Genomic DNA, 22,804 nt, shown 5'->3' with positions numbered 1-22,804 from the left:
GCTCACTTCCCCTTGCGCCGCACCACCTTCGTCCGCACCGGCTTCCTCGCGTCCACCGGCCCCCGCCGCCCCTGCCGGGGCACCGCGCCCGCCCCGGCACCGCCGTCGTCGTCGTCGGTGTTGATACGGGCGATCACCGCGTCCCGCTCCGGGGTGTCCTCGGGGCGGATCAGGCCGATCACCACGTACAGCACCAGCGAGATCGCCAGCGGCACGGAGACCTGGTACTGGAGCGCCACATCGGTCCTGGCGGTGCCGTTGATCTCGTAGTTCAGCAGGAAGAAGGCGATCAGCCCGGCCGCCCAGCTGGTGAGCGCGGCCGTCGGTCCCGAGCGGCGGAAGGCGCGGAGCAGACCCAGCATGAACGGGATGGCGATCGGGCCCATCAGCCCCGCCACCCATTTGATGACGACGGTGATGATGTCCTTGAAGGTGGGGGAGTTGACCTGGGTGGCGATGGCCATGGACAGCGCGAGGAAGGCGATGGTCGACCAGCGGGCCGCGATCAGTCCGGCGCGTTCGCTCCAGCTCCGGGCCTTCCGGGAGAGGACGGGGGCGATGTCCCGGGTGAAGACGGCGGCGATGGCGTTGGCGTCGGAGGAGCACATGGCCATGGTGTGGGAGAAGAAACCGACGATGACCAGGCCCAGCAGCCCGTGCGGCAGGAGCTGTTCGGTCATCAGGGCGTAGCTGTCGGAGGCGTCCGGCTTCCTGGCGTCCACCAGCAGCGGCGCGCACCACATGGGGAAGAAGAGCACCAGCGGCCAGACGAACCAGAGCACCGCCGACAGCCGGGCCGAGCGGGTCGCCTCACGGGCGTTGGCGGTCGCCATGTAGCGCTGGGCCTGGTTCCACATGCCGCCGTTGTACTCGAAGGTCTTGATGAAGAGGAAGGCGAGCAGGAAGGTCACGGTGTAGGGGCCGGCGGTGGGCTCGGCGTGGCCCTGGAGTTCGGGTTCGTCCCAGATCGTCCACAGGGTGGAGAAGCCGTTCAGCTCGCTCATCACCGCGAAGAGCATCGCGAGCCCGGCGAAGAGCTGGATGATGAACTGCCCGAGTTCGGTGAGGGCGTCGGCCCACAGCCCGCCGATGGTGCAGTACACACCGGTGATGACGCCGGTGATCAGAATGCCCTCGTTGAGCGAGATCCCGGTGAAGACGGAGAGCAGGGTGGCGATGGCGGCCCACTTGGCGCCCACGTCCACGATCTTCAGCAGTACGCCGGACCAGGCGAGCGCCTGCTGGGTCTTGAGGTCGTAGCGGGTCTTCAGATACTCCAGCGGCGACGCGACCCGCAGTTTCGACCGCAGCCGGTTGAGCCGGGGCGCGAAGAGCTTCGCCCCGATGAAGATCCCGATCGCGATCGGCAGCGACCAGGTCACGAAGGAGGTGACGCCGTAGGTGTAGGCGATGCCCGCGTACCCGGTGAACATCACCGCGCTGTAGCCGGACATGTGGTGCGAGATGCCCGACAGCCACCAGGGCATCCGGCCGCCCGCCGTGAAGAAGTCGCTGACGCTCTCCACGCGTCTGTGCGACCAGACTCCGATCGCGATCATCACACCGAAGTAGCCGATGAGCACGGTCCAGTCGAGACTGTTCATGTGCCCCCTCCTGGGGTCCGCCTGATGAACGACCGGCAGTGCACTCCGTCAGTGCGTCCGTTCAGCGGGTCCCCCGTGCGCGGACTGGGGACTTGGGCGATTGAACTCCCGTTTCCGGGGGCCGGTCAAGAGGGCCTCCGGTCAGGTATATGAACGGCAATCAGTAAGTCGAACGAATTTGCCTTTTCTTGACCTGTGGAGTCGTTGTCGCGCCCGGGCCGCCGGACCCACGATGAGCGGGCACTTCGTCAGGCGTCACAGCAGCGCGCACCGGGGTAACGGCACTCGCCGCTCCGGCACACCGGCACTCCGCCGCACCGGCGCCGGAGACCCCCGGACCCCGCGGAGGAAGGGAGGGGCCCAGGGGTTCGGGCGGAGGTTCAGCCGAGCGCCCCGGTGACCGGGGTGAACAGACGGGACCGGTCGCCGGGCAGGGGCCCGCCCCGGATCATCACCGCGGTCGTACCGCCCTCGCGCAGACCCCGGGCGAGGGCCCACTCCCGCAGTCCGGCCCGCTCCCGGCCGATGTCGATCCGGAGCGGACCGCCGCCCCCGGCCGCGGGATCGGTGAGCCCGTCGAGCAGCCCCACCGCCGTCTCCGTGCTCTCGGCGATCAGCGGTCCGACGACGGTGAAGCCGACCCCGCTCCAGGTCATCGCGTATCCGGTGAGGCCCCGGGGGCCTTCGGCCACCCGGGCCCCGGTCGCCACGGAGGCGAGCAGGGTGAGCAGCGGCGACCGGTCCGCGCCGAAGACCTCGGTGTCCAGGGCGATGATGGCCGGCAGGTCCGCGGGGACCGCCGGGCGGGAGCCGTCGCCCGCCCGGTCCACCGGACCCGGCCGCCCCGAGAAGCGGACCAGCGTGCCCACGGGCCGGAAGCCCAGCCGCTCGTAGAGCGGGCGGCCCGGGGCGGTGGCCGTCAGCCAGACGGTGTCCGCCGGTGCGCGGTCCACCGCGTGCCGCATCAGCCGGGACCCGAGCCCCTGGCGGCCGTACCGCTCGGCCACCAGCATGCCGCCGACGGTGGTGACGGCCGTGCCGTAGCGCACCGAGGCGACCACGCCGGCGAGTTCACCGGGGCGCTCCCCCTCGGTCCCGTGGACGGCCCCGGTCGCGAACAGGAACTCCCAGGCCCGGATCTCCGCGGGCCAGCCGTGGCTCTCCGCCAGCCGCAGACAGGCCGGCAGCTCCGCGGGCCCGAGCGGCCGGATACCGGTGGCGACACGCGTCACGGACGGCGGCCCGTGACCGCGGCGATCACCCCGAACCACTCGGCGAAGTCGGGCCCCTCCGGGAGCCCGAGATAGCGCTCCACCTCCTCCTCGGAGAGAAAGCCCTTCTCCACCAGGGTCGGCGCGGTCTGCCGGATCGTGGGACGTATCCAGCGGTGGGCCTGCGGGCCCCAGCCCTCCCAGCCGCCGAGGGAGGGGGCGAGCCGGACGCCGATGTCCGTGAAGCCGAGCCGGGCGATGGTGCCGGGCAGCTTCCGCGTCCACCGCATGTCACCGCCCTGCGAGTTCATCTGCCGCACGATGGCGTCCATGGGCCGCGCCCACTCCGGGTGCGCGGTCTCGTCGGAGGGGAACCAGTAGCCGTCGACCACCACCAGCCGGCCGCCGGGCGCGAGCCACTGGAACATGCGCTTCAGCACCTCGTCCCGCTCCGGTATGTGCTTGAGCACGGACCGGGCGTGGATGACATCGAACGACCCCGGCGCGAAATCGTCCTCCCGCATGTCGAAGGAGCGCACCCGGAGGTTGGGCGCGTACGCCTCGTCGAGATAGCGCGGGTCGATGTCGGCGGCGGTGACCGTGCCCTGGGGGAAGCGGTCGGCCAGCCAGTACGAGACGGAGCCCGCGCCCGCCGCCAGGTCCAGGCAGCGCGGCGCCGGGCCGGCCGGCAGCGCCGCCAGCGCGTCGGTGCTCACCGGGTCCAGGGCCTGCTGGAGCAGGCTGAGCCGCTCCCGCTCCTCGGGGATGTCCTTGTTGAGGACGCCGGTGCCGTAAGGGTCGTGCTTCATGACGCTCCTTCTCTCCCGCCCGGCCCGGCGTCCGGCACGGGGCCGGGCAGGGCTGGGCGGAGGCGGTGTACGGGGGTGGGAGGGGGTGCTCGGGGCAGCGGGCGGTCGCGGCGGAGCGCGGGGAGGCGCGGGGGAGCGCGGGTCCGCCCGGGGGCCGGTGCTACGCGGGGGCCGGCCCGGGGCCTGTGCCGATGCGACACTCCAGGGCGGTGATGCCCCAGCTGAATCCCATGCCGCTGGTGGCGAGCAGAATCAGCTCGCCGCGGCGCAGCCGGTTCTCGTCCATCAGGCCACGCAGCGCGATCATGGTGTCGGCGCTGCCCATGTGGCCGAGGCGGTGGTAGTTGAAGACGCTCCGCTCCGGCGGGATGCCGACCGCTGTCAGCAGCCGCTCATGCATCGACTTGTCCCCCTGATTGATCAGGAAGTGATCGATGTCCTCGACTTTTCGGCCGAGGAAGGTCAGGGTCTCATCGATGAGCGAGGTGAACTGATCCACATAGGTCTGGGCCAGTCCCGGGCGGTGCTTCTCCCGCTGGATGACGACCCGGTCGGGACGCCGTTCGCCCCGGTAGTAGTCGGACCAGGAGGGGTCGGTGCGCATCCGGGAGTGCAGCACGGAGAACGCGGGACTGTTCCCGGAGAGCAGCACCGCCGCCACCGAGTCCCCGAAGTTGAAGAGCGCCTTCGCGTCCGGGTCGCCGTAGTCGACCATCCTGCTGAGGCGGTCGCCCATGAGCACCAGCACATGGTCGACGCGCCCCAGCAGGATCTCGTCGACGCCGGCCCTGATCGCGGTCATGCCCGCGTTGCAGAAGTTGGCGATCTCGAAGCAGTGGGCATCGCCGATGCCGAGTTCATGGGCCACCTTGGCCGCGGGGGACCAGAACGGGGTGTCCCACTCCCCGGAGCCCGCGTAGATCACCTGCTGGATGTCACCCGGCTCCAGCGCGGAGCGCCGCAGCAGGCGCCGTCCCGCCCGTACCGCCAGTTCCCAGGAGGTCTCCCGGTCGCCGAGGGCGGGAAAGGACTCGCTGTGGGTGATCTCCAGGATGTCCCCGAGCGCGACCCCGGAGGTGCGGGACGCCTCGGTCATGCTCACCCGCGCGTCGGGGAAGACGATGTCTATGTCGGCTATGCCCGCCACGGTCAGCCCTGGGCGATGCTGACGCGGTGCACCGTCCGGGGGACACCGGCGGCGACATCCGTGGCCGCGTGCAGAGTGGTCTGGGTCTTCCAGACGATGAGGTCGTTCTGCGTCCAGCGGTGGGTGTACACATGCGCCTCGTCCTGGATCAGGCCGTCCACCACCTCGAAGAAGGCCTGGTTCTCGTTGGCGTCGAACCCGACGACCGAGTCCATGTACTCCGGGGCCCCGTACAGGTACTCGCGCTGAGTGAAGCCGTCCTTGGCGACGAGCGGGTGCTCCACCCGGGGGTGCTCGATGTCGATCCACGCCCGGAACTCGGCCGCGGAGAGCCCCACGTGCTCGTCGCGGATGCGCAGCCGCTTGGCGACGGTGTGCACGCCGTTGCGCCCCGCGATCCGGGCCTTCCACTCATCGGGCAGCCGGTTGTAGACGTCCACCGCGCTGGCGAACAGGGTGTGGCCGGTGGTGCTGGGGACATTGACCCCGTGGAGCATCGTGTACTCCGCCGGGTCGGCGACGAAGGACGAGTCCTGGTGCCAGAAGTTCCCGACCCGGGCGACACCGATGGGCTTGTCGTCTCTTCGCTCGTTCGAGGAGATCATGATCTCGGGAACGTCCGGGTGCCGGTACTTCTGGATCACGAACGGCACCGGCTTCCCCAGCCGTCTCGCGAGATCGACCTGCTGCTGGGGGGTTATGCCGAAGCCGCGGATCACGACGAGTTCCCGCTGGTTGACCGCGTTCACAAAGGCATCCAGGACCTCCCGCACGGCGAGGTCCGTGTAGCTGATGCCCGTGATCTCCGCGCCGATGAAGGGAGTGATCTCGGTGATCTTCACAATGAACTCCTTTACGTGTCAGGCGTTGTCGAGGCAGTCCCGCAGTGCGGAAGCGAATCCTTCGATCTGCTCGTCGGTCCGGTACGGCGGGACCGTGACCCGCAGCCGCTCGGTGCCGAGCGGAACGGAGGGGAAGTTGATGGGCTGGACGTAGATGCGGTGCTTCTCCAGCAGCAGATTGGTGACCCTGAGGGTCCGCTCGCTGCCGGGGACCATCACCGGGATGATGTGGTGCACGGAGTCGAGGAAGGGGATGTCCACCGCCCGTAACTCCGCCTTCATCCGCAGCGATCTCTCGGTGAGCCGCCGGCGCAGCCCGTCGTCGGCCTGCACCAGATCGAGGCCCTTGAGCGTGGCGTCCATGCACGCCTGCGGCAGCGAGGTGGTGAAGATGAAGCCGGGCGCGTGCGAGCGGATGAAGTCCATCGCGGTGTCGGGCCCCGCGACATACCCGCCGACCGTGCCGAGCGCCTTGCCGAAGACCCCCTGCACAAAGGTCGGCCGGCTCTCCCCGATCGCCTCGCAGAGCCCGGCCCCGGTCGGCCCCATCGCCCCGATGGCATGGGTCTCGTCCAGATAGGTGAAGGCGTTGTACTTCTCCGCCAGATCGCAGATCGCCGAGACGGGGGAGATGTCCGCGTCCATGGAGTAGACGGACTCGAACACGATCAGCTTCGGCTGGTCCGGGTCGCAGGCCGCGAGCCGGGCCTCCAGGGCCGCCAGATCGTTGTGCGGGAAGATGTACTTCTCGCACTTGGCCCGGCGGATGCCCTCGATGAGGGAGCGGTGGTTGTTCTCGTCGGAGAGGGCGATGATGCCGGGGATCTCGGAGAGCAGCACGCTCAGCGACTCGAAGTTCGCCACATAGCCGCTGGAGAAGACGAGCGCCCGCTCCTTGCCGTGCCAGCGGGCCAGCCGTCTCTCCAGTTCGGCGTGGGTGGTGCTGGTCCCGGCGATGTTCCGGGACCCGCCCATGCTGGTGCCGTGCAGTGCGGTGGACTCCATCTGGGTCCGTATCAGGTCCGGATGCTGGCTCAGACCCAGATAGTCGTTGGTGCACCAGACTTCGATCTCCTGGCCGTGGTGCAGGGTCTGGCCCGGACTGGTGGACATGTGCGCGGTGGGGAAGTAACTCCGGTACAGCCCCTTGCTCTTCATCAGTTCCAGCCGTTCGCTGAAACGGGAGAACGCCGGCTGCTGCTTTTCCGTCGTGGGACTTGCGGTCATATTCTGCTCCTTTGGTCCGTCCTCAGGGTGAGAATGCTTGACAGCAGTGCGGAACATGGTCGGGATGGGCGCCGGCCGGGGACGGGGCCCGCCCGGCGGCGGGCCGCCGGCGCGGCGGGTCTACTGCTGCGGGGTGGCGGCCGGAGCCATGCCCCCCGCGGGCGCCGGGCCGGCCGCCGCCGCGGCGTCCCGCCGGTCGTGCTTCTTCTCCAGCGCGCTGGAGACCAGGGTGAGGGCCAGGGCGAGCGCCGCGAGCGCCGCGCCGACCCAGTTGTGCGAGGTGTAGCCGAAGTCGGCGTCGATGACGACTCCGCCGAGATAGGCGCCCACCGCGATGCCGACGTTCGACGCGGAGACGGTGACCACCGCGGCGAGGGTGGGTGCCCCCTCCGCCTTGCTGATGACCCGGGTCATCAGACCGGGGACGGTGGCGAAGCCGGCCGCCCCGATCAGCACCAGGGTGACCGCCGCCGCGGGCTTGGAGTGCGCGGTCAGGGCGAAGGCCCCGATCGCGAGGGTCAGCACCAGGAGCGCCACGGTGAGCGTGCGCATCAGCGCCTTGTCCGCGTACCGGCCGCCGATGGTGTTGCCCGCCACCAGACCCACGCCGAAGAGGACGAGCAGGGGGGCGATGGCCTTGGAGGAGTACCCGGTCACCTCGGTGAGCATGGGCGCCACATAGGTGAAGGAGGTGAAGAGCGCGCCGAGGCTGAAGGCGGTCATCGCCAGCCCCAGGAGCACCTGGGGCCGCCGGAAGACGCCGATCTCCCGGCGCAGGGTGGCGTCCTTCACTCCGGGCTGCTGGGGGAGCAGCGCCATGATGCCCACGAAGCCGACGACGCCGATCCCGACGAGCATCCAGAAGGTGGAGCGCCAGCCGAGGCTCTGCCCCACCCAGGTGCCGAGCGGCGCACCCACGACATTGGCGATGGCGCCGCCGGCGAACACCATGGAGACGGCGCGCGCCTTCTTCGAGGACTCCACCAGATCGGCGGCGACCACGGAGGCGAGCCCGAGGAAGGAGCCGTGGCAGGTCGCGGTCACGATGCGGCCGGCCATGAGGCTCTCGTAGCCGGGGGAGAGCGCGGACACCAGATTGCCCGCGATGAAGATGGCCATCAGGCCGAGGAGAAAGGCCTTCCTCGGCAGCCGGATACCTCCGGCCACCAGCAGGGGGCCGCCGATGACGACGCCCAGCGCATATCCGGAGATGAGATATCCCGCGCTGGATACCGACACACCGAGGTCGTCGGATACGTCGGATAACAGGCCCATGATGACGAACTCGGTGGTGCCGATCCCGAATGCACTCAGTGTGAGTGCGACAAGTGCCAGCGGCATTCGCAATACCCTCTTCGTTCTGCGTGGGACAACACGGAGCGGCCCGGTCGGGGAACCGGAGCGCCGTGGAGATGACTGCGCCGTGCGGAAGGAGGGGTGGCGGCCAGTCAGCTGGCCGGGCACTACCCCCAACTGGAGCGACTGGCACGCACGTTGAACGCGCCTGAACCGTTAGCCCGAGAGATTACAAACAGGCAATTCTGCTTGTCAACGCGACGGATCGCCGATCGCGAGGAGATAAGGGAGGTTCCATGTCCTGGTTTGTGGCATAAATACCGCTTGGCGGGCCACAGGAAGGGCTTACCGCGTTCGAATGTCCTTGGAACATACAGGCAAACCTGTATGTTCCCTGAGCCTGAAGAGGCGCAGCGGGGCGCCCGGGGTGTCAAGAGCCCGGAGCGAGAGGAGTGCAGAGGAGCGCAGCAGGAGAGGAGACGGGGGTGCGGACCGCAGAGAGTGAGGGTCCGTCAGTCCGAGAGGCCCGGCTCGCCGCAGGGCTCCAGCCGCGTCGTCAGACGCGTCAGCAGCCCGGGTGTGGCGATCCCGGGCAACAGACATCGCCACATCACCGACACCCGGTGCATCAGGTCCTTGCGCTCGGTGTTCAGCTGCGACATGAGATGGACCCCGGTGAATGCGGCGATAATGAGCTGGGAGGTGTCCTCCGGGTCGGCGCCCGGAATCAATTCGCCCCGGGATTCCGCGTCGCGCACAATATTCCGGACCACATCGGCGGACTGCTGGTACGCGAGTTTCTTTCCCTCCGAGAAGGATGTCTGCTCCACCGTCAGCCGGACGCTCGCCTGGAGCAGTGGATCGTCCTGCAGTTCCCGCGCATAGGACAGGGTCAGATCGATGATGGACTGGAGCCTGATGGTGCGCTCGGGCGCCACCATGGCCTCCGCCTGGGTCGCCACCAGCGCGTCGGCGATGGCTTCCTTCGAGGGGAAGTGATGGTAGAGAGCGCCCCTGGTCAGTCCGGTCTTCGCGAGTATCGCGGTGGTACTGGCACCCTCGTACCCGTTCTCGGCGAAGACATCGGCCGCCGCCTCCAGGATCAGACGCCGTGTCCGCATCCCGCGTTCCTGCAGTGCCATCGCCGCTCCCCGGACTTGTCGACGAACGAAACAGTCCAGTCTGGTTCTCGGCCCGTGTTCCGGTCCGCGTCCGGCCGGTCGGTCCCCAGGACAACTCGCGTTCGAACTGAACCCTGATTATGACACCCCGACTTCAGGGAGAGGGTGCACCTCCATCAAACCTTCATCGTGAACGCGCGTCGAGGGAACAGCCCGGATAGGCGCTGAGTGACAAGCCGAGAGGCAAGCCGAGTGACAAGGGGATTCCGGTGGGCTTCCGCTGTGCTTCCGGCGCGCCTCCGGCGCGCTTCCCTTCCGCCTTCTCAGCGCTCCCCCGCGTTGACGAGCAGCGACTGCCCGGTGATCGCGCGCGCCCGGTCGGACGCGAGAAAGACGGCGGCCTCCGCCACATCCCCGTCCGACGCGAGATCGGGAAGGGCCATCCGCCCGGTCAGCCGGCCGAGCACCTCGCTCTCCGGCACCCCCTCGGCGCGGGCCGAGGCCCGGACGTACGCCTGGACCGGCGGCCCCCACATCCACCCGGGCGCCACCGTGTTCACCCGGATGCGGTCCGGGCCCAGCTCCCGGGCCAGGGAGAGCATCGCCGAGGTGAGCGCGCCCTTGGAGGCCGCGTAGGCGGTCTGCCGCACATGTGAGGGCGCCGCCACCGCCGACTGCGTACCGATGATGACGACCGCGCCCCCGCGCTCCCGCAGTGCCGGCAGACAGGCCCGGGTCATCCGCAGCGTCCCCAGCAGATTCACCTCCACCACCTCCCGCCAGACAGCGAAGTCGGCGTCCGCGAGACCGCCGAAGCAGGTGTCCCGGGCCGCGACATGGATCACCGCGTCGATCCGCCCGAACCGCTCGACGGCCAGGTGGGCGAGCGCCTCGCACTGCGCCTCGTCGGTGATGTCGGTCGCCCGGTGGGCGGTCCGCTCCCCGCCGGGGTCCAGCTCCCCCGCGGTGGCGGCGAGATGCCGCTCCGTGCGCGCCCCGAGCACCGCCCGGCCCCCGTCCCGGAGGACGGCCCCGGCGATCCGGCGCCCCAGCCCCGCTCCGACACCCGACACGACGACGGTTCTGCCCCGCAACAGCATCCGGATGCCTCCCCGGCCCTGGCACTTGATCTGACGGTCCGTCAGAGTAGGTCTGTCCATCCGGGAGGGGAAGAGGGAGAAGAGGGAAGGGAGCGGCGGGACATGAGCGAGAACGCCCGGGACGCCTACGGGGAGCTGGCGGCCGTCGGACCGTACGGGGCGGGCCCCGGCCACGCCCTGATCACCCTGGTCGAGCCGCACCCCGGCCACGAGCACGCGTACAACCGCTGGTACGAGGACGACCACTTCTACGCGGGCGCCATGGCCATGCCCTGGATACAGGCCGGACGGCGCTGGGTCGCCACCCGCGAACTCCGGAGTCTGCGCTACCCCGGGCACTCCGCCGTCGCGGACCCGGTCACCGCCGGCTGCTATCTCTCCGTCTACTGGATCACCGAGGGCCGGTACGGCGACCACATGCGCTGGACCGTCGCCATCAACAGGCGGCTCAACCGGGACGGCCGCGTCCACCACGCCCGTACCCATGTCCTCACTGCCTTCCACGACCACGCGGCCACCGTCTACCGCGACGGAGCGGCCGGCCCGCGCGACATGCACGCGCTGGACCATCCGTACGCGGGTCTGGTCCTCCAGGTCGTCGACACGGACGGGCCGCGCCGGCGGGCGGAGCTTCTCGCCTGGCTGCGGGAGGGACATCTGCCCCGGCGGCTCCGGGGCTCGGCCGCGCCCCTGGTGACCGTCTTCGCGCCCACCCCGCTGCCGGAGGACCGGATGGCCCATGTGCGACAGGTGGAGGGCGTCGGCACCCGGCTGACGCTGCTCTGGTTCCTGGAGGAGGACCCCGCGCGGATCTGGGACCCGTTCTTCACCGGGCTCGGCGCGGAGGTCGCGGATGCGGGGCTGGGGCGGGTGGAACTGATGGCGCCCTTCATCCCGACCGTCCCGGGCACCGACCGCTATGTCGACCAACTGCGGTGAGCCGCCGCCCCGCTTCGGGCGCCCGGACACGGCGGAGCCCCCTCGGCCGGGACGGCGGACCAGTCGAGAGGGCTCTGTCAGGTGGTGCTGCGCCGGTTGCGCGCTGCCGAGCGGGGCTCAGCCGAGGTCGAAGGCGCCCCGCCCGGTCGTGGCCACGAACGTGTTCCACGAGCCGGGGACGAAGGTGATGGCCGGGCCGCCCGGAACCTTGGAGTCCCGCACCGAGATCGATTCGGCGACGGGGGACTTGACCTCGACGCAAGCACCGTTACCCCCGGAGTACGAGGATTTCGTCCAGGTCTCCGTGGCTCCCTGAATGATTGCCATTTCTGCTCCGCTTTCAGCGAGTGATGTGATTGCGCCAACGTTTTTGTTGGTGCCAGGGACGCTACTCGCCACAGCCGACCCGCGAGGCGCCCGTTCACTCGGTCGGATGGCATATTCCACTGTCTCTTCCCTTGCGCGGTGACGGGGGTGTACCTTGCCGTCCCGCATGGCCGCCCTGAAGGACCTCTCAGGGCTTGGTGTACCGCTTCGCGATGTTCTCGATGAAGACCCGGGTCTGTTCCACATTCAGCGCCTGGGCGCGCAGATGCTCGTACATCACGCTGTACTTGTGCACATCGTTGGCCTTCTCCAGATAGAGATCACTGGTGACGCCCTCGATGTAGACGACACTGGAATCCGTCGCGTCGGGGAACTCCAGAATCGCGTACTGCCCGTTGATTCCCGGGTGCGCTCCCATGTCGAACGGCAGCACCTGCACCGTGACATGCGGAAGCTGCGACAGCTCGATCAGATACTCCAGCTGCTCCCGCATCAACTGCTTCCCGCCGACGACCCGGTGCAGCGCGGCCTCGTCGATCACCGCCCAGAGCCGCAGCGGCTGCTCGGCCGCCTTGACCCGGTCCTGGCGGCGCATCCGCACCCCGACCCGCTTGTCGATGTCGGCGGCGCCGCTCTCCGGGAGCGCCCCCGAGATCAGCGCCTCGGCGTAGGGCCGGGTCTGGAGAAGACCGGGCACCACCTGGGGCTCGTACACCCGCAGACTCGCCGCGTCGGTCTCCAGACCGATGTAGACGCTGTACGGAATGTCGCCGAACGCGTGCCACCAGCCCTGCTGGCGGGAGTCCTTGGCCATTTGCATCAGCGAGTCGACGATACGGTGGTCGTCGACCTCGTACACCCCGCAGAGATCGCGCACATCGCGCTGGCTGATGGAACGCCGCCCGTTCTCCAGCCGGCTGATCTTCGACTGGGACACCAGAAGGCGCTCCGCCACCTCTTCGGCCGTCATGCCCTTGAGCTCGCGGAGCCTGCGCAGCTCCAGGCCCAATCGGCGTCGCCTGACGGTGGGATTGACATTGGACGCCACGGAAACTGCACCTCCGAATGCGTAGCTCAGCGTATCTACTGCTCAGCAGACTGCCACCAGATGGCACATGCGCGCTGCAAAATCGCCACACGGGACGCGTTCACGGGACGGACGCGAGGGTGTTCCGCCACGCGGGGTCGCACGTGGTCGTGGACGGTCGTACGTGTGCTCGTGCGCGGGGCCCGCGCACGGGTGCGCGGGGGAACGCACGGGAACGCGCGGGGCAGTCGGATGGCTGCCCCGCGCGTCATGTGCCGGTGGTTCCCGCGTGCCGGTGTGGCGGTCCCGCCCGCACGGCTCGTGCTGTTCGGTGCCGGTGTCCGGTGCCGTCGGGTGGTGCTGGTCGGTGCTGGTCGGTGCTGGTCGGTGCTTTTTCTGCGCTGTCTCAGTGCGCGGCGACGCGGTCCATGCTGCCGCGGCGCGGTTGCATCGGCACGGCCGCCTGACGGCTGCCGGTCGCTGCGGAGGGATTGCGGCGCGGCTGCGCGGCCACACCGTTCTGGACGTCCATCACGGCATGCGCCACGAGTCCGCCCATGGGGTCGTGTCTGATGAGATCCCGCAGCCGGGACCGTGAGGAGCGACCCTCATTGCCCGGATACAGATGCTTGCCGAGTCCGACCGCGTGGGCCAGCGCGGCGAGCGCCGCGGTCCGCGGGTCCGGCGGGACGCCGGTGCGGATCGCGCTGTCCAGCCGGGCTCTGATGTCCCGGCTGATCGCCGTCTCCGTCGCCTGGTAGCGCGTCGTCGGCAGCACTCCGCACATCTGGCCCGCCACGGCATGCACCATGCCGCACCGCTCCAGATGCGCGAGATAGATCTGGCGCAACCCCAGCCGGGGCCCGCCGATCCAGTGGACGGCCCGGACCGGACTGCCGCGTCTGCGCAGCAGTTCCAGTGCGGAGTCCAATGTCGGATCTCCGGTCGGCCGTGGCATCACCACGGCGATACGATCCCCGTCTGGGGCTATCCGTCCTGCCAGAGCCAGCTCCACTAGCTGGGCTCCGGCCAGGCCGAGGTCGAGCGACTGCGGCTGCGCTGTGGTACCCGTGGCCGGGTCCAGAGCGAGCAGCAGAAGCTCCTCCGGAATAGTTCTGCGGCTCCTGCCCATCCATGCCTCCCCGCGTGGATGAATGACAGGGTGACCCCTCTCACATTGGTCTGTCGAGAGTGCCTGTGTGGTTTGTATGGGAACCGTTAGGTATGTCGTTCTCGTCTATACGCGGGGGCCGTGCTCTCACACAGGACACTGATAGATGGTTCGGACAACACGGGCCGCCGATATCCGGCGTCCCGGAGTGCGCTCGTATGGCAGCGGCGCATGACTCATGGAGGAGGCACGGTGGCGGGCGAGTCCCCCGACAGGTCGGAGCAGCGGAAGTCGTCGGGGGAGACGGCTCAGGGCGAGCGCGATCCGCGCCCGGCCCCGCTCGACCGGGCGGGGTCATCGGGTGGGGACCGGCCGACGGCGGTTGTCGGCCGCACGGAGGCGAAGCCGGACACGGACACGGACAGGGAGCCGGAGGCGAAGCCGGACACCGAGTCGGTGAAGGCGGAGCCGGAGCCGGAAGCGGATACGGATACGGGGGCGGCCCCGGACCGGGGCGGCGAGCCCGGCACCGAGACCGGCTCGGCCGCGAACGACAAGCGGCTGAGGTCGGCCGTGGCCGCGTGGGTGGCGTCCGCCGAGGACGCCGAGGACGACGAGGACGCCGAGAAGGGCGGGTCGGACGGGGAGCCGGGCGCCTCGGACCCGGCCGGGGAGACGGCCGCGCTGCCGGAGACGGCGGCAGAGGAAACGGCACTGCTGCCGGAGGTGAGGCCGGAGCCCCCGGAGCCCGAGTCGGAGCCGGAGCCGGAGTCCGAGCCGAGGAAGGAAGCCGGGAAGCCGGGGGCCGGTGACGAGGCGGACCCCGGCGAGGCGGACGAGACCTCCGGCCCTGCCCCGGTCCCTGCCCCGGTCCCGGTCCCGGTCGCGAACGAGGACGCGGACGCGGGTGGCGCCGAGGAGGGCGCCAAGGGCGAGAGCGGGGACGACCCGGACGGCTCCGGGGTCTCCGGGGCAGCCGGGGAGACCAGGACACCCGAGGCTCCCGGGAAGCCCGGGAAGCCGGAGGCGTCCAAGGCTTCGGAGGAGCCCGAGGCACCCGGGGGGGCTTCCGGGAAGCCCGGGAAGCTCAAGGCTTCGGAGGAACCCGAGGAACCCGAGGCGCCCGGGGCCCCCAAGGCATCCGGGCCGCCCGCGGCGGCCAAGACCTCCGCCGGCGGCGAGGACGCCCCCGCCGAGGACCACCCCACCGCCGTCTTCGGCGCCCTCCGGCGGCCCGCCCCCGCCGACGACAGCCCCACCACCGCGCTCAAGATCCCCCCGCCCCCCCGCCGCGAGACCAACCCCGCGCCCGCCGCCTCCCCGGCCGAGCGGCCCAGCACCTTCGTACCGCTGCGCCGGGACGACGACGTACGGACCCCGTCCTGGAGCAGGAACGACACAGCGGGCACCACGGCGGCCAAGGCCGCCACCGCGACGGCGGAGGCCCCCGAGGCCACCGCCCCGGCGGCGGAGCGCGCGCCGGCCGACGCTCCCGCGGGCTTCACCGGGGACGAGCGGACCAGCCAGCAGCCGCTGCCGCCGCAGCAGCCGCCGCTCGATCTGCTCGCCCAGCTCACGAACACCCCGGACACCCCGGTGCGCACCGCGCTGCGCCGGGTCAAGATCTGGACGCCGCTCGTCCTGCTGCTGCTCGTGGTCTTCGCGGTCGCACAGGTGCTGCGCCCGCTCCCGGAGCCGGTGCTGACGCTCACCGCCGACCCCGCCTACACCTTCAAGGGCGGCAGGCTCGCCCTCCCGCTGCCCGGCGAGGGCCAGGGCGCGGTGGCGATCGAGGGCGTCGGGACCATGGCGACGTACGGCGCGCAGAAGCCCGCGCCCATCGCGAGCGTCACCAAGGCGATGACCGCCTATGTGATCCTCAAGGAGCGCCCCATCACCGGCAAGCAGGTGGGCCCGGGGATCACCATCGACCGCCGGGCGGACGAGGAGTACGAGAAGGGCCTCAACATCGAGTCGGTCGAGCCGGTGGAGGAGGGCCAGGAGTACACCCAGCGCGAGATGCTGGAAATGCTCATGGTCGCCTCCGCCAACAATGTGGCCCGGCTGCTCGCCCGCTGGGAGTCCGGCTCCGAGAAGGCATTCGTCCAGAAGATGAATGACGCCGCCAGGGACCTCGGGATGAAGGACACCGTCTACACCGACCCGAGCGGATTGAAGGAGTCCACCACCTCGACCCCGCTGGACCAGCTGAAGCTGGCCCAGGCGGCGATGGAGAACGACGTCTTCGCGGATATCGTCAACCAGCCCCAGGTGGAGATCAAGACGCTCGGCAAGACGATCTACAACAGCAATGGCCTGGCCCTGCTCAAGGACGGTGTCGGCGGCATCAAGACCGGTTCGTCCACCCCGGCGGGCGGCAATCTGCTCTGGTCGGCCAATGCCCGGGTCGACGGGAAGATCCACCGCATCGTCGGTATCACCATGGGAATCCAGGACGCCGAGGATCTGAAGGCCAAGCAGAAGCTCGCGGTCAGCAGCAGCATCCGGGTGATCGAGGCGGCGCAGGAGGCCGCCGGTTCCGCCACGGTGATCCGGAAGGGCGATGTCGTCGGCCGGGTCGACGACGGCCTCGGCGGTCAGGTCCCGGTGATCGCCACCGAGGACCTGAAGGCGGTCGGCTGGAGCGGCCACCGGGTCGAGATCACTCTCGGCAGCGGTGACCGGCCGGTGCCCGGCACCGGCGCGGCCGGCGACCGGGTCGGCACGGTCTCGATCGGCTCCGGCGCGGGGAAGGCGTCCGTGCCGGTCGCGCTCCAGCGGGACATGGCGGAGCCCGGCTTCATGGAGAAGCTGACCCGGGTGGGCTGATCCCCGCCCCTGCCGTCTCCCGCCGCCCACCGCCGCGCGCCCCGCACCGGGCCGCACCGGCGCACCGGTCTCCCCGGCCGGGTGTCCGCACCCGGCCGGGCCATCCGTATCACCAGGGCGTCCCCCGGCCGGGGGACGCCCTCGTGTTAGCGTCCCGGAGCAACTGTCCGCGCCGGGGCGGCGTCCTACGGAGAGCACCGCCACCGCCCGCCGCCGCCCCGGGCGGCGCACCGCAGAGGGCAAGAGGTCCCCAGGGACGGACATACACACCAGCACCGCGAGATCGTGACAACAGCACACGGACGGGGAGACGGGGAGAGTCGCAGTGAGTACCGCTGAGCCGGTCCGGACGGACGGCCACAGCACCGGCACAGGGCCACCGGAACGGGACCGCGACCAGGTCCCCGACCAGGACCGGGAGCAGGACGAGGACCGGAACCGGACGAGGGAAGTCCTCGCCGACGCCTGGGACCGGCTGAGCCGCCGCCCCGTGCTGGTCACGGCCGTGGTCGCCGCGTTCGTGCATCTGCTCTGGTTTCTCTTCGTCGCCCACAGCGGTGGTGACATCGCGGCCCAGGACGCCTGGACCGAGTTCGTCGGCCGCCACCCCGACTCGGCGTACAACCTCGCCTGGTACGGAGGGACGCACCCGGTCTCCTACAGCGTGGTCTCGCCGTATCTGATGTCGGTGATAGGCGTCCGGCCGACCATGATGGCCGCCGGCACGCTCTCGGCCGTGCTGACCGCGCTGATCCTGGTCCGGCTGCGCGCCGTGCGCAATCCGCTGGCCTGCTCGCTCGCCGGGGTCTTCGCCTTTCTCTGCAACGCGCTCTCGGGCCGTGTGACCTTCGGCCTCGGCATGATGTTCGCGGTCGGCGCGGTCGCCACCGTCTTCTGCTGGCCCCACCGCTGGCGGTACAAGCGCTGGGCGAAGGCCGCCGTCGCCATCCCGCTCGCGGCGCTCGCCACCGCCGCCAGCCCGGTCGCCGGGCTCTTCCTCGGTGTGGTGGCCGCCGCGCTCTTCCTCAACGGGCGCCGGCCCGGTGCGTATGTGATCGGTCTGCCCCCGGTCGCGGTCGTGGCGCTCTCGTCCTGGCTCTTCCCCTTCTCGGGTACGCAGCCGATGTCGCTGGCCTCCACCTCGCTGCCCTTCGTCTTCGGGGTCGCGGTCTTCCTCCTCGTACCGAAGGAGTGGCGCACCGTCCGGGTCGCCGCCGCCGTCTACTCGTTCGGCACCCTGCTGACCTGGGCGATCGACTCCCAGATCGGCTCGAATGTGTCCCGGATGCCGATGCTCTTCGCGGGTGTGGCGCTGCTGGCGGCCCTGCCGTACACCGCCGCGCGCTCCCGGAAGTGGATCGCGCTGATCGTCGCCTTCGCCGGGCTGAACGTCTGGATCGGCTACAAGGCCGTGGACGACGTCGTCCGTACCGCCCCGACCGCCTCCTGGACGTTCGAGCTGGCCCCGCTGGTCGACAAGCTCCAGGACGTCGGGGCCGAGCGCGGCCGGGTCGAGGTCGTCCCCGCGAGCAGCCACCGGGAGGCGTCCGCGCTCGCTCCGCACTTCCATCTGGCACGCGGCTGGCTCCGCCAGGCCGACATGGAGCGCAACCCGATCTTCTACGACAAGGAGAACCCGCTCAGCGCGGCGGACTACCGGGCCTGGCTGGACCGCTGGGCCGTCCACTACGTCGTCCTGCCGAACGGCTCCCCCGACGTCGGGGCCAGGGAGGAGGCGGAGCTGATCAAGACCGGGCTGCCCTATCTGGACCGGATCTGGGCCGACCCGAACTGGCAGCTCTACGCCGTGAAGAACCCGACGCCGCTCGCCGAGCGGCCGGGCGCGGTGGAGGAGGCGAGCCAGAACGAGGTGCGGATCAAGGTGGAGAAGCCGGGCCGGGTGCTGCTCCGGGTGCCCTACTCGCCCTGGCTGGGCCTGGTCGACGAGAACGGCGACAAGGTGCGGGGCCCGGAGGAGACCGAGGAGTCCAAGCAGCGGCCGGACGGCGAGCCGAAGTCCTTCGCGAACCTCAACGGCTGTCTGAACAAGACGGAGGAGGACGCGGAGGGCGGCGAGTGGACGGAGCTGGTCGCGCCCCGGGCGGGTGTCTACCGGCTCTCGGCCCCGTACGACTTCTCGCGCGGCACCCCCTGTCCCGAGGAGCTGCGGCCCTAGGGGAGTTTCCTTCGGACCGGGCCGGGTCGGTGTGCGCGGTGGTCCGGTGCCGGGGCTCGCGAGCCCCGGCAAGATCCGAAGGAGACGGCCCAGGGTCTTCCGGCGGCCTCCGTCCGGCGGCGACGGGCCTCTGTTCGACGGCCGAGGGGCTTCCGGCCTGAGGCCTCGACCCGGCGCGCCTCGACCCGACGGGCCTCCGCCCGAAGGGCGTCCGTCCGGCGGCCCGAGGGCCCGGCGGCCCGGAAATCTCCGGACCGCCGGGCCCTTCGGCGTACTGCCACCGCCCTCCACGCCCGTTCTCCGGGCCCCCGGGGGACGGAGCGGGCGGGCGCGGGCGGGGCTACTCCGACCGCAGCCCGTCCGGGCGCATCAGCCGCCAGAGCGCCGGCATGCTCAGCAGGGTGATCAGCCCGATCAGGGCCGCCCCCACCCCGACGATCGGCAGGAACACCCACCAGTCGGCCACCGGCTCGCCCACCATCAGCAGCAGCACCCGGCCCAGCGCGATCCCGCCGGCGACCGCGAGCGCGAGCCCCAGCGCGATCGGTACCGCCGTCTGCCAGAGCACCGACCAGCTCAGGGTGGAACGGCGCGTACCGAAGGCGACCAGCACCGCCAGCAGCCGCTTCCGGTCACGGAGCTGCTCCAGTGTGGAGACCAGCAGCGACACCGCGATCAGCGTCATGGTCGCGGTCACCCCCACCATCAGCCCGGTGCGGATGTCGGCGAACTGGCTGTCCGTCTCGGTCCCGTGGAGCGCGCGGACGTCCGTCAGCGGATCGAGCGCCGCCACCGCGTTACGGGCGTGCTCGGCCGCGTTCGGTACGTCCGGGTCCAGCCGGATCATCGCCCTGGCCAGCGGATTGGCGAGCCTGGACTCGTCGATGGCGCCCGGGGTGGCCAGCACTCCGCCCGTCCGCTCGCCCATCGGGTTGAACACGCTGTCCACCGGGATGGCGGAGGCGGGGACGCGCCACAGCTCCCGCTGGTCGTCGCCCCTCGCGGGGAGCGCGACCCGCTCGCCCGGCTTCGGCTGGTAGGGGTACCCCTGGTAGCCGCCCTTGCGGACGAGGAAGACATCGCCGTCCTCGCAGGCCGACAGCTTCGCCAGCTCCCGCAGGGAGGAGCAGTCCCCCACGGTGAGCCCGGTGAAGACGGGGGAGGGCTCGTCCTTGAGCCCGGGGCCCGGCCGGTCGAGGTGCGACTCGGTCAGGCTGATCACCCGGGTGACCCCCTCGGCCTCGGCGTACTCCGCCATCCGGGCGCGGCCCTCGGCACCGTCGCGCACATCCGCCCGGGCCTCCAGCTGGGCCCGCTCGGTGTCCATTCCGGTGGTCTGGGTGAAATCGCTCTGCACGGAGCTGAAGAGCATCTGGAGCGCGATGGCACCGGCCGCGGCGACCACGATGCCGCTGATCGCGCGGGCCGCCACACCACTGCTCAGCTGGAGCCGGCGGATCGCCAGCTGCCAGGAGACCGGGCCGCCGTCCAGCCGGTTGACGACCGCCTCCACCAGCCAGGGCAGCAGCGAGGTGATTCCGCCGAGCACCAGCACCGCGCCTGCGGCGATCTGGAAGGTGTCGATGGCGATGCTGCCCATGGTGATCTGGCCCGCCTGCGCCAGCAGCAGCAGAAGACCGACGACCGGGGCGAGCAGCCGCCACCAGAGCTTGCGGACGCGCGGCGCGGCGTTCCGTACCACCCCGAGCGGCTCGACCGAGACCCCGCGCATGGAGAAGAGGGTCACGACCACCGCCGACAGGGGAACGGCGGTGGCGATCACGGTCACGAGCAGCGGGTTCGGCGAGATGTCGGAGGAGAACGCGGTGACGTCCAGGATCGTCACCCCGCTCGCGAACTGCCGCAGGAGCGCGAACAGCCCCACCCCGACGAGCAGCCCCAGCAGGGCGCCGCAGAGCGACTCGCCGGCCGCGACCCGGTTGGTCATCGCCCGGTCGGCACCGACCAGCCGCAGCGCGGCGAGCCGGCGGTCGCGCTGCTCGCCGCCGAAGCGGGCGGCGGTGGCGATGAAGACCCCCACCGGCAGCAGCAGCGCCACACAGCCGATCAGGACGATCAGCAGCAGCACCCCGTTGAGCGGTTCGCTGAACATGGGGCGGCCGAAGTCGCTCGCGCGGCCGGTGGCCTGCTCGTCGGTGAGCTGTGCGCTGCCCGCGTAGTACCTCAGCTCGCCCGGACCCAGCAGTCCCGAGTCCTCGATGGTGGCGGTGATCCGATAGGGGAATCGTTCCTTCAGCAGCTCGCCCCGGGGGGAGGCGAGCAGCTCGGCGAGGGCGGGGGAGGCGGCCATCTCGCCGGGCCCCGGCAGCTCGTCCACCCCGGGGGGCACCGCGGTCGGCCCGTCGCCGTCGGGCCGGAAGACGATGCCGGTGACGCTCTCGTCGTGGTACTCGGTCAGGGTCAGGGCATAGCGGAACGATTCATCGGACCGCCGGGTGTCCCCCTGGGTGTCGACCGTGCGGGCCTCCTCGCGGGAGTCGCGGCTCGCCAGGACGTGGGGAACGGCCGCGGCGACGAGCAGCAGGGCGACCCCCAGTCCGACTCCGAGGCCGGTGAAGGCGGTGCGGACCCAGCCGCGCCGGCCGCCGGTGACGGCGAACCGGAGTCCGAGGACCAGGTCCCGTGCCCAGCCGCGGAGGCCGGGCCGGGGCGGGCGCGTGCGGGCCGGGGCGGTGGCGCCGCTTCGGGCCTCGGCGCGCGGGGGTGCTGTCCGGGAGCTCATACCGCCCCCGCCATGTCCCGCACCGTGCCGTCGCGCACGACGACCTCGCGGTCGGAGTAGGCGGCCACCCGGGCCTCGTGCGTCACCAGGACGACCGCGGTGCCGCTCTCCCGCGAGGCGTCGGTGAGCAGCCGCATCACCCGTTCCCCGTTGAGGGAGTCGAGCGCCCCGGTCGGCTCGTCGGCGAAGAGCACCCGGGGCGAGGTGACCAGCGCCCGGGCGACGGCGACCCGCTGCCCCTGCCCGCCGGAGACCTCTCCCGGCCGCTTGCCGCCGACATCGGCGACCTCCAGCCGCTCCAGCCACTCCCGGGCCGCCGCGTGCGCGGCCTTCCGCTTGGTCCCGGCGAGCCGCAGCGGCAGCGCGACATTCTCCGTACAGCTCAGTTCGGGCACGAGCTGCCCGAACTGGAAGACGAACCCGAACTCCGTGCGCCGCAGGGCGCTGCGCTCGGCGTCCGGCATCGACGCCATCTCCCGCCCGCCGTAGGTGATCGACCCCGAGTCCGGCCGGATGATCCCGGCCAGACAGTGCAGCAGCGTGGACTTCCCGGACCCGGAGGGCCCCATGATGGCGACGACCTCCCCGGCCCGCACATCGAGGGAGGCGCCGTCGAGTGCGGGAGTGGGCCCGAAGGCCTTGCGCAGATCGTGCGCGGAGAGAAGGGAACCGGGGTACGCGCTCACGCGCCGACCTCCTTAGCGAGCCGGTCCAGACGCGCGGCTGTCAGCTCCAGCCAGCGCAGATCGGCTTCCATGTGGAACAGGGCGTGGTCACAGATGAGCTGATCGGCGAGGTCCCCGCCGCGCTTGCGGTCGGTGAGGATGCGCATCATCCGCAGATGCTCGGCCCGCTGGGTGTCCAGCAGTCCGGCGGCACTCCGCCCGGTGAGCAGCGCGAGGACGACCTTGGTGTAGAGCGTCGACTGGAGATACGGCTCGGGCTTCTCCGGCTGCGCGAGCCACCGCCCGACATCGGTGATCCCGGCCTGAGTGATCGCGTACCGCTTCCGCTCGGGCCCGTTCCCCGCCTCCACCCCGTCGACCTCGACGAGGCCGTCCCGCAGCAGCCGGGACATGGTCGAGTAGATCTGCCCGTAGTGGAGGGGCCGGTCGTGGCCGAACTTCTCATCGAAGGCCCGCTTGAGGTCATAGCCGTGGCGGGGGCCGGACTCCAGGAGTCCGAGCAGAGTGTGACCTATGGACATGGGGATGACTATACATAGTGGGTATACATGGTGTGTATAGATACTCTCCAGGGCACTCGCCGGGCGTCCCTCAGGACCTTCCGGGGCC

At 70.8% G+C, this 22,804-nt stretch carries 18 protein-coding genes; 3 read left to right on the top strand and 15 right to left on the bottom strand.

The window, feature by feature from the left end; translation table 11 throughout:
• Positions 1 to 2: 2 nt before the first annotated feature.
• From ACWCRA_RS24615 to ACWCRA_RS24575, 9 genes are all read right to left on the bottom strand, one after another.
• Positions 3 to 1,604, bottom strand: a complete 1,602-nt coding sequence (locus ACWCRA_RS24615; RefSeq protein ID WP_451068606.1) for a sodium:solute symporter family protein — start codon at positions 1,602 to 1,604, stop codon at positions 3 to 5.
• A 380-nt stretch (positions 1,605 to 1,984) separates the two neighbouring features.
• Positions 1,985 to 2,836, bottom strand: coding sequence for a GNAT family N-acetyltransferase (locus ACWCRA_RS24610; RefSeq protein WP_351546732.1), 852 nt, complete (start codon positions 2,834 to 2,836; stop codon positions 1,985 to 1,987).
• Positions 2,833 to 3,624: a class I SAM-dependent methyltransferase gene (locus ACWCRA_RS24605; RefSeq protein WP_351546730.1), complete on the bottom strand. Its 792-nt coding sequence runs from the start codon at positions 3,622 to 3,624 to the stop codon at positions 2,833 to 2,835. The genes ACWCRA_RS24610 and ACWCRA_RS24605 overlap by 4 nt, the downstream gene beginning before the upstream one ends.
• Before the next feature lie 160 nt (positions 3,625 to 3,784).
• A complete protein-coding gene (locus tag ACWCRA_RS24600; protein WP_351546727.1) occupies positions 3,785 to 4,771 on the bottom strand; it encodes a 3-oxoacyl-ACP synthase III family protein in 987 nt (328 codons plus the stop codon).
• A 2-nt stretch (positions 4,772 to 4,773) separates the two neighbouring features.
• Positions 4,774 to 5,613: a TauD/TfdA dioxygenase family protein gene (locus ACWCRA_RS24595; protein WP_351546724.1), complete on the bottom strand. Its 840-nt coding sequence runs from the start codon at positions 5,611 to 5,613 to the stop codon at positions 4,774 to 4,776.
• 18 nt (positions 5,614 to 5,631) lie between these two features.
• Positions 5,632 to 6,840 carry a 5-aminolevulinate synthase gene (hemA, locus tag ACWCRA_RS24590; RefSeq protein WP_351546721.1) on the bottom strand — a complete coding sequence of 403 codons (1,209 nt, stop codon included), beginning with the start codon at positions 6,838 to 6,840 and terminating at the stop codon, positions 5,632 to 5,634.
• Positions 6,841 to 6,960: 120 nt separating this feature from the next.
• Positions 6,961 to 8,181, bottom strand: a complete 1,221-nt coding sequence (locus tag ACWCRA_RS24585) for an MFS transporter (protein WP_351546719.1) — start codon at positions 8,179 to 8,181, stop codon at positions 6,961 to 6,963.
• A 467-nt stretch (positions 8,182 to 8,648) separates the two neighbouring features.
• Positions 8,649 to 9,278 (bottom strand): ScbR family autoregulator-binding transcription factor, encoded by a 630-nt coding sequence (locus ACWCRA_RS24580; protein WP_351546716.1) that lies wholly within the window; start codon positions 9,276 to 9,278, stop codon positions 8,649 to 8,651.
• Between the two features lie 302 nt (positions 9,279 to 9,580).
• Entirely contained in the window at positions 9,581 to 10,357 is a 777-nt protein-coding gene (locus tag ACWCRA_RS24575) for an SDR family oxidoreductase (RefSeq protein ID WP_451068648.1), read from the bottom strand.
• 102 nt (positions 10,358 to 10,459) lie between these two features.
• On the opposite strand from ACWCRA_RS24575, the gene ACWCRA_RS24570 reads away from it, so the two are divergent.
• On the top strand, positions 10,460 to 11,296 hold the full coding sequence (locus ACWCRA_RS24570; protein WP_351546713.1) for a hypothetical protein: 837 nt from the start codon (positions 10,460 to 10,462) through the stop codon (positions 11,294 to 11,296).
• A 117-nt stretch (positions 11,297 to 11,413) separates the two neighbouring features.
• Here the strand turns inward: ACWCRA_RS24570 and ACWCRA_RS24565 are convergent, their stop codons facing one another.
• The 3 genes from ACWCRA_RS24565 to ACWCRA_RS24555 form a co-directional block, all read right to left on the bottom strand.
• Positions 11,414 to 11,623 (bottom strand): DUF397 domain-containing protein, encoded by a 210-nt coding sequence (locus ACWCRA_RS24565; protein WP_351546710.1) that lies wholly within the window; start codon positions 11,621 to 11,623, stop codon positions 11,414 to 11,416.
• A 187-nt stretch (positions 11,624 to 11,810) separates the two neighbouring features.
• Positions 11,811 to 12,671 (bottom strand): helix-turn-helix domain-containing protein, encoded by an 861-nt coding sequence (locus tag ACWCRA_RS24560; protein ID WP_351546707.1) that lies wholly within the window; start codon positions 12,669 to 12,671, stop codon positions 11,811 to 11,813.
• A gap of 385 nt (positions 12,672 to 13,056) precedes the next feature.
• Positions 13,057 to 13,782: a GOLPH3/VPS74 family protein gene (locus tag ACWCRA_RS24555; protein ID WP_351546704.1), complete on the bottom strand. Its 726-nt coding sequence runs from the start codon at positions 13,780 to 13,782 to the stop codon at positions 13,057 to 13,059.
• A 210-nt stretch (positions 13,783 to 13,992) separates the two neighbouring features.
• Between ACWCRA_RS24555 and ACWCRA_RS24550 the strand changes: the two genes are divergently transcribed.
• Positions 13,993 to 16,590: a D-alanyl-D-alanine carboxypeptidase gene (locus ACWCRA_RS24550; protein ID WP_451068605.1), complete on the top strand. Its 2,598-nt coding sequence runs from the start codon at positions 13,993 to 13,995 to the stop codon at positions 16,588 to 16,590.
• 490 nt (positions 16,591 to 17,080) lie between these two features.
• Positions 17,081 to 18,766: an MFS transporter gene (locus ACWCRA_RS24545; protein WP_451068647.1), complete on the top strand. Its 1,686-nt coding sequence runs from the start codon at positions 17,081 to 17,083 to the stop codon at positions 18,764 to 18,766.
• A gap of 340 nt (positions 18,767 to 19,106) precedes the next feature.
• On the opposite strand, the gene ACWCRA_RS24540 is transcribed toward ACWCRA_RS24545, so the two are convergent.
• The 3 genes from ACWCRA_RS24540 to ACWCRA_RS24530 are packed head-to-tail and all read right to left on the bottom strand — an operon-like array spanning position 19,107 to position 22,716.
• On the bottom strand, positions 19,107 to 21,509 hold the full coding sequence (locus ACWCRA_RS24540; RefSeq protein ID WP_451068604.1) for an ABC transporter permease: 2,403 nt from the start codon (positions 21,507 to 21,509) through the stop codon (positions 19,107 to 19,109).
• Positions 21,506 to 22,195: an ABC transporter ATP-binding protein gene (locus ACWCRA_RS24535; protein WP_351546692.1), complete on the bottom strand. Its 690-nt coding sequence runs from the start codon at positions 22,193 to 22,195 to the stop codon at positions 21,506 to 21,508. Before ACWCRA_RS24535 ends, ACWCRA_RS24540 begins: the two co-directional genes overlap by 4 nt.
• Complete coding sequence (locus ACWCRA_RS24530) at positions 22,192 to 22,716, bottom strand: PadR family transcriptional regulator (RefSeq protein ID WP_351546689.1); 525 nt, start codon at positions 22,714 to 22,716, stop codon at positions 22,192 to 22,194. Before ACWCRA_RS24530 ends, ACWCRA_RS24535 begins: the two co-directional genes overlap by 4 nt.
• Positions 22,717 to 22,804 lie beyond the last annotated feature (88 nt).

Source organism: Streptomyces sp. NPDC001889 (assembly GCF_053594535.1).
The sequence above is the reverse complement of the archived record's forward strand: the minus strand, read 5'-3'. Positions and strand labels throughout refer to the sequence as shown.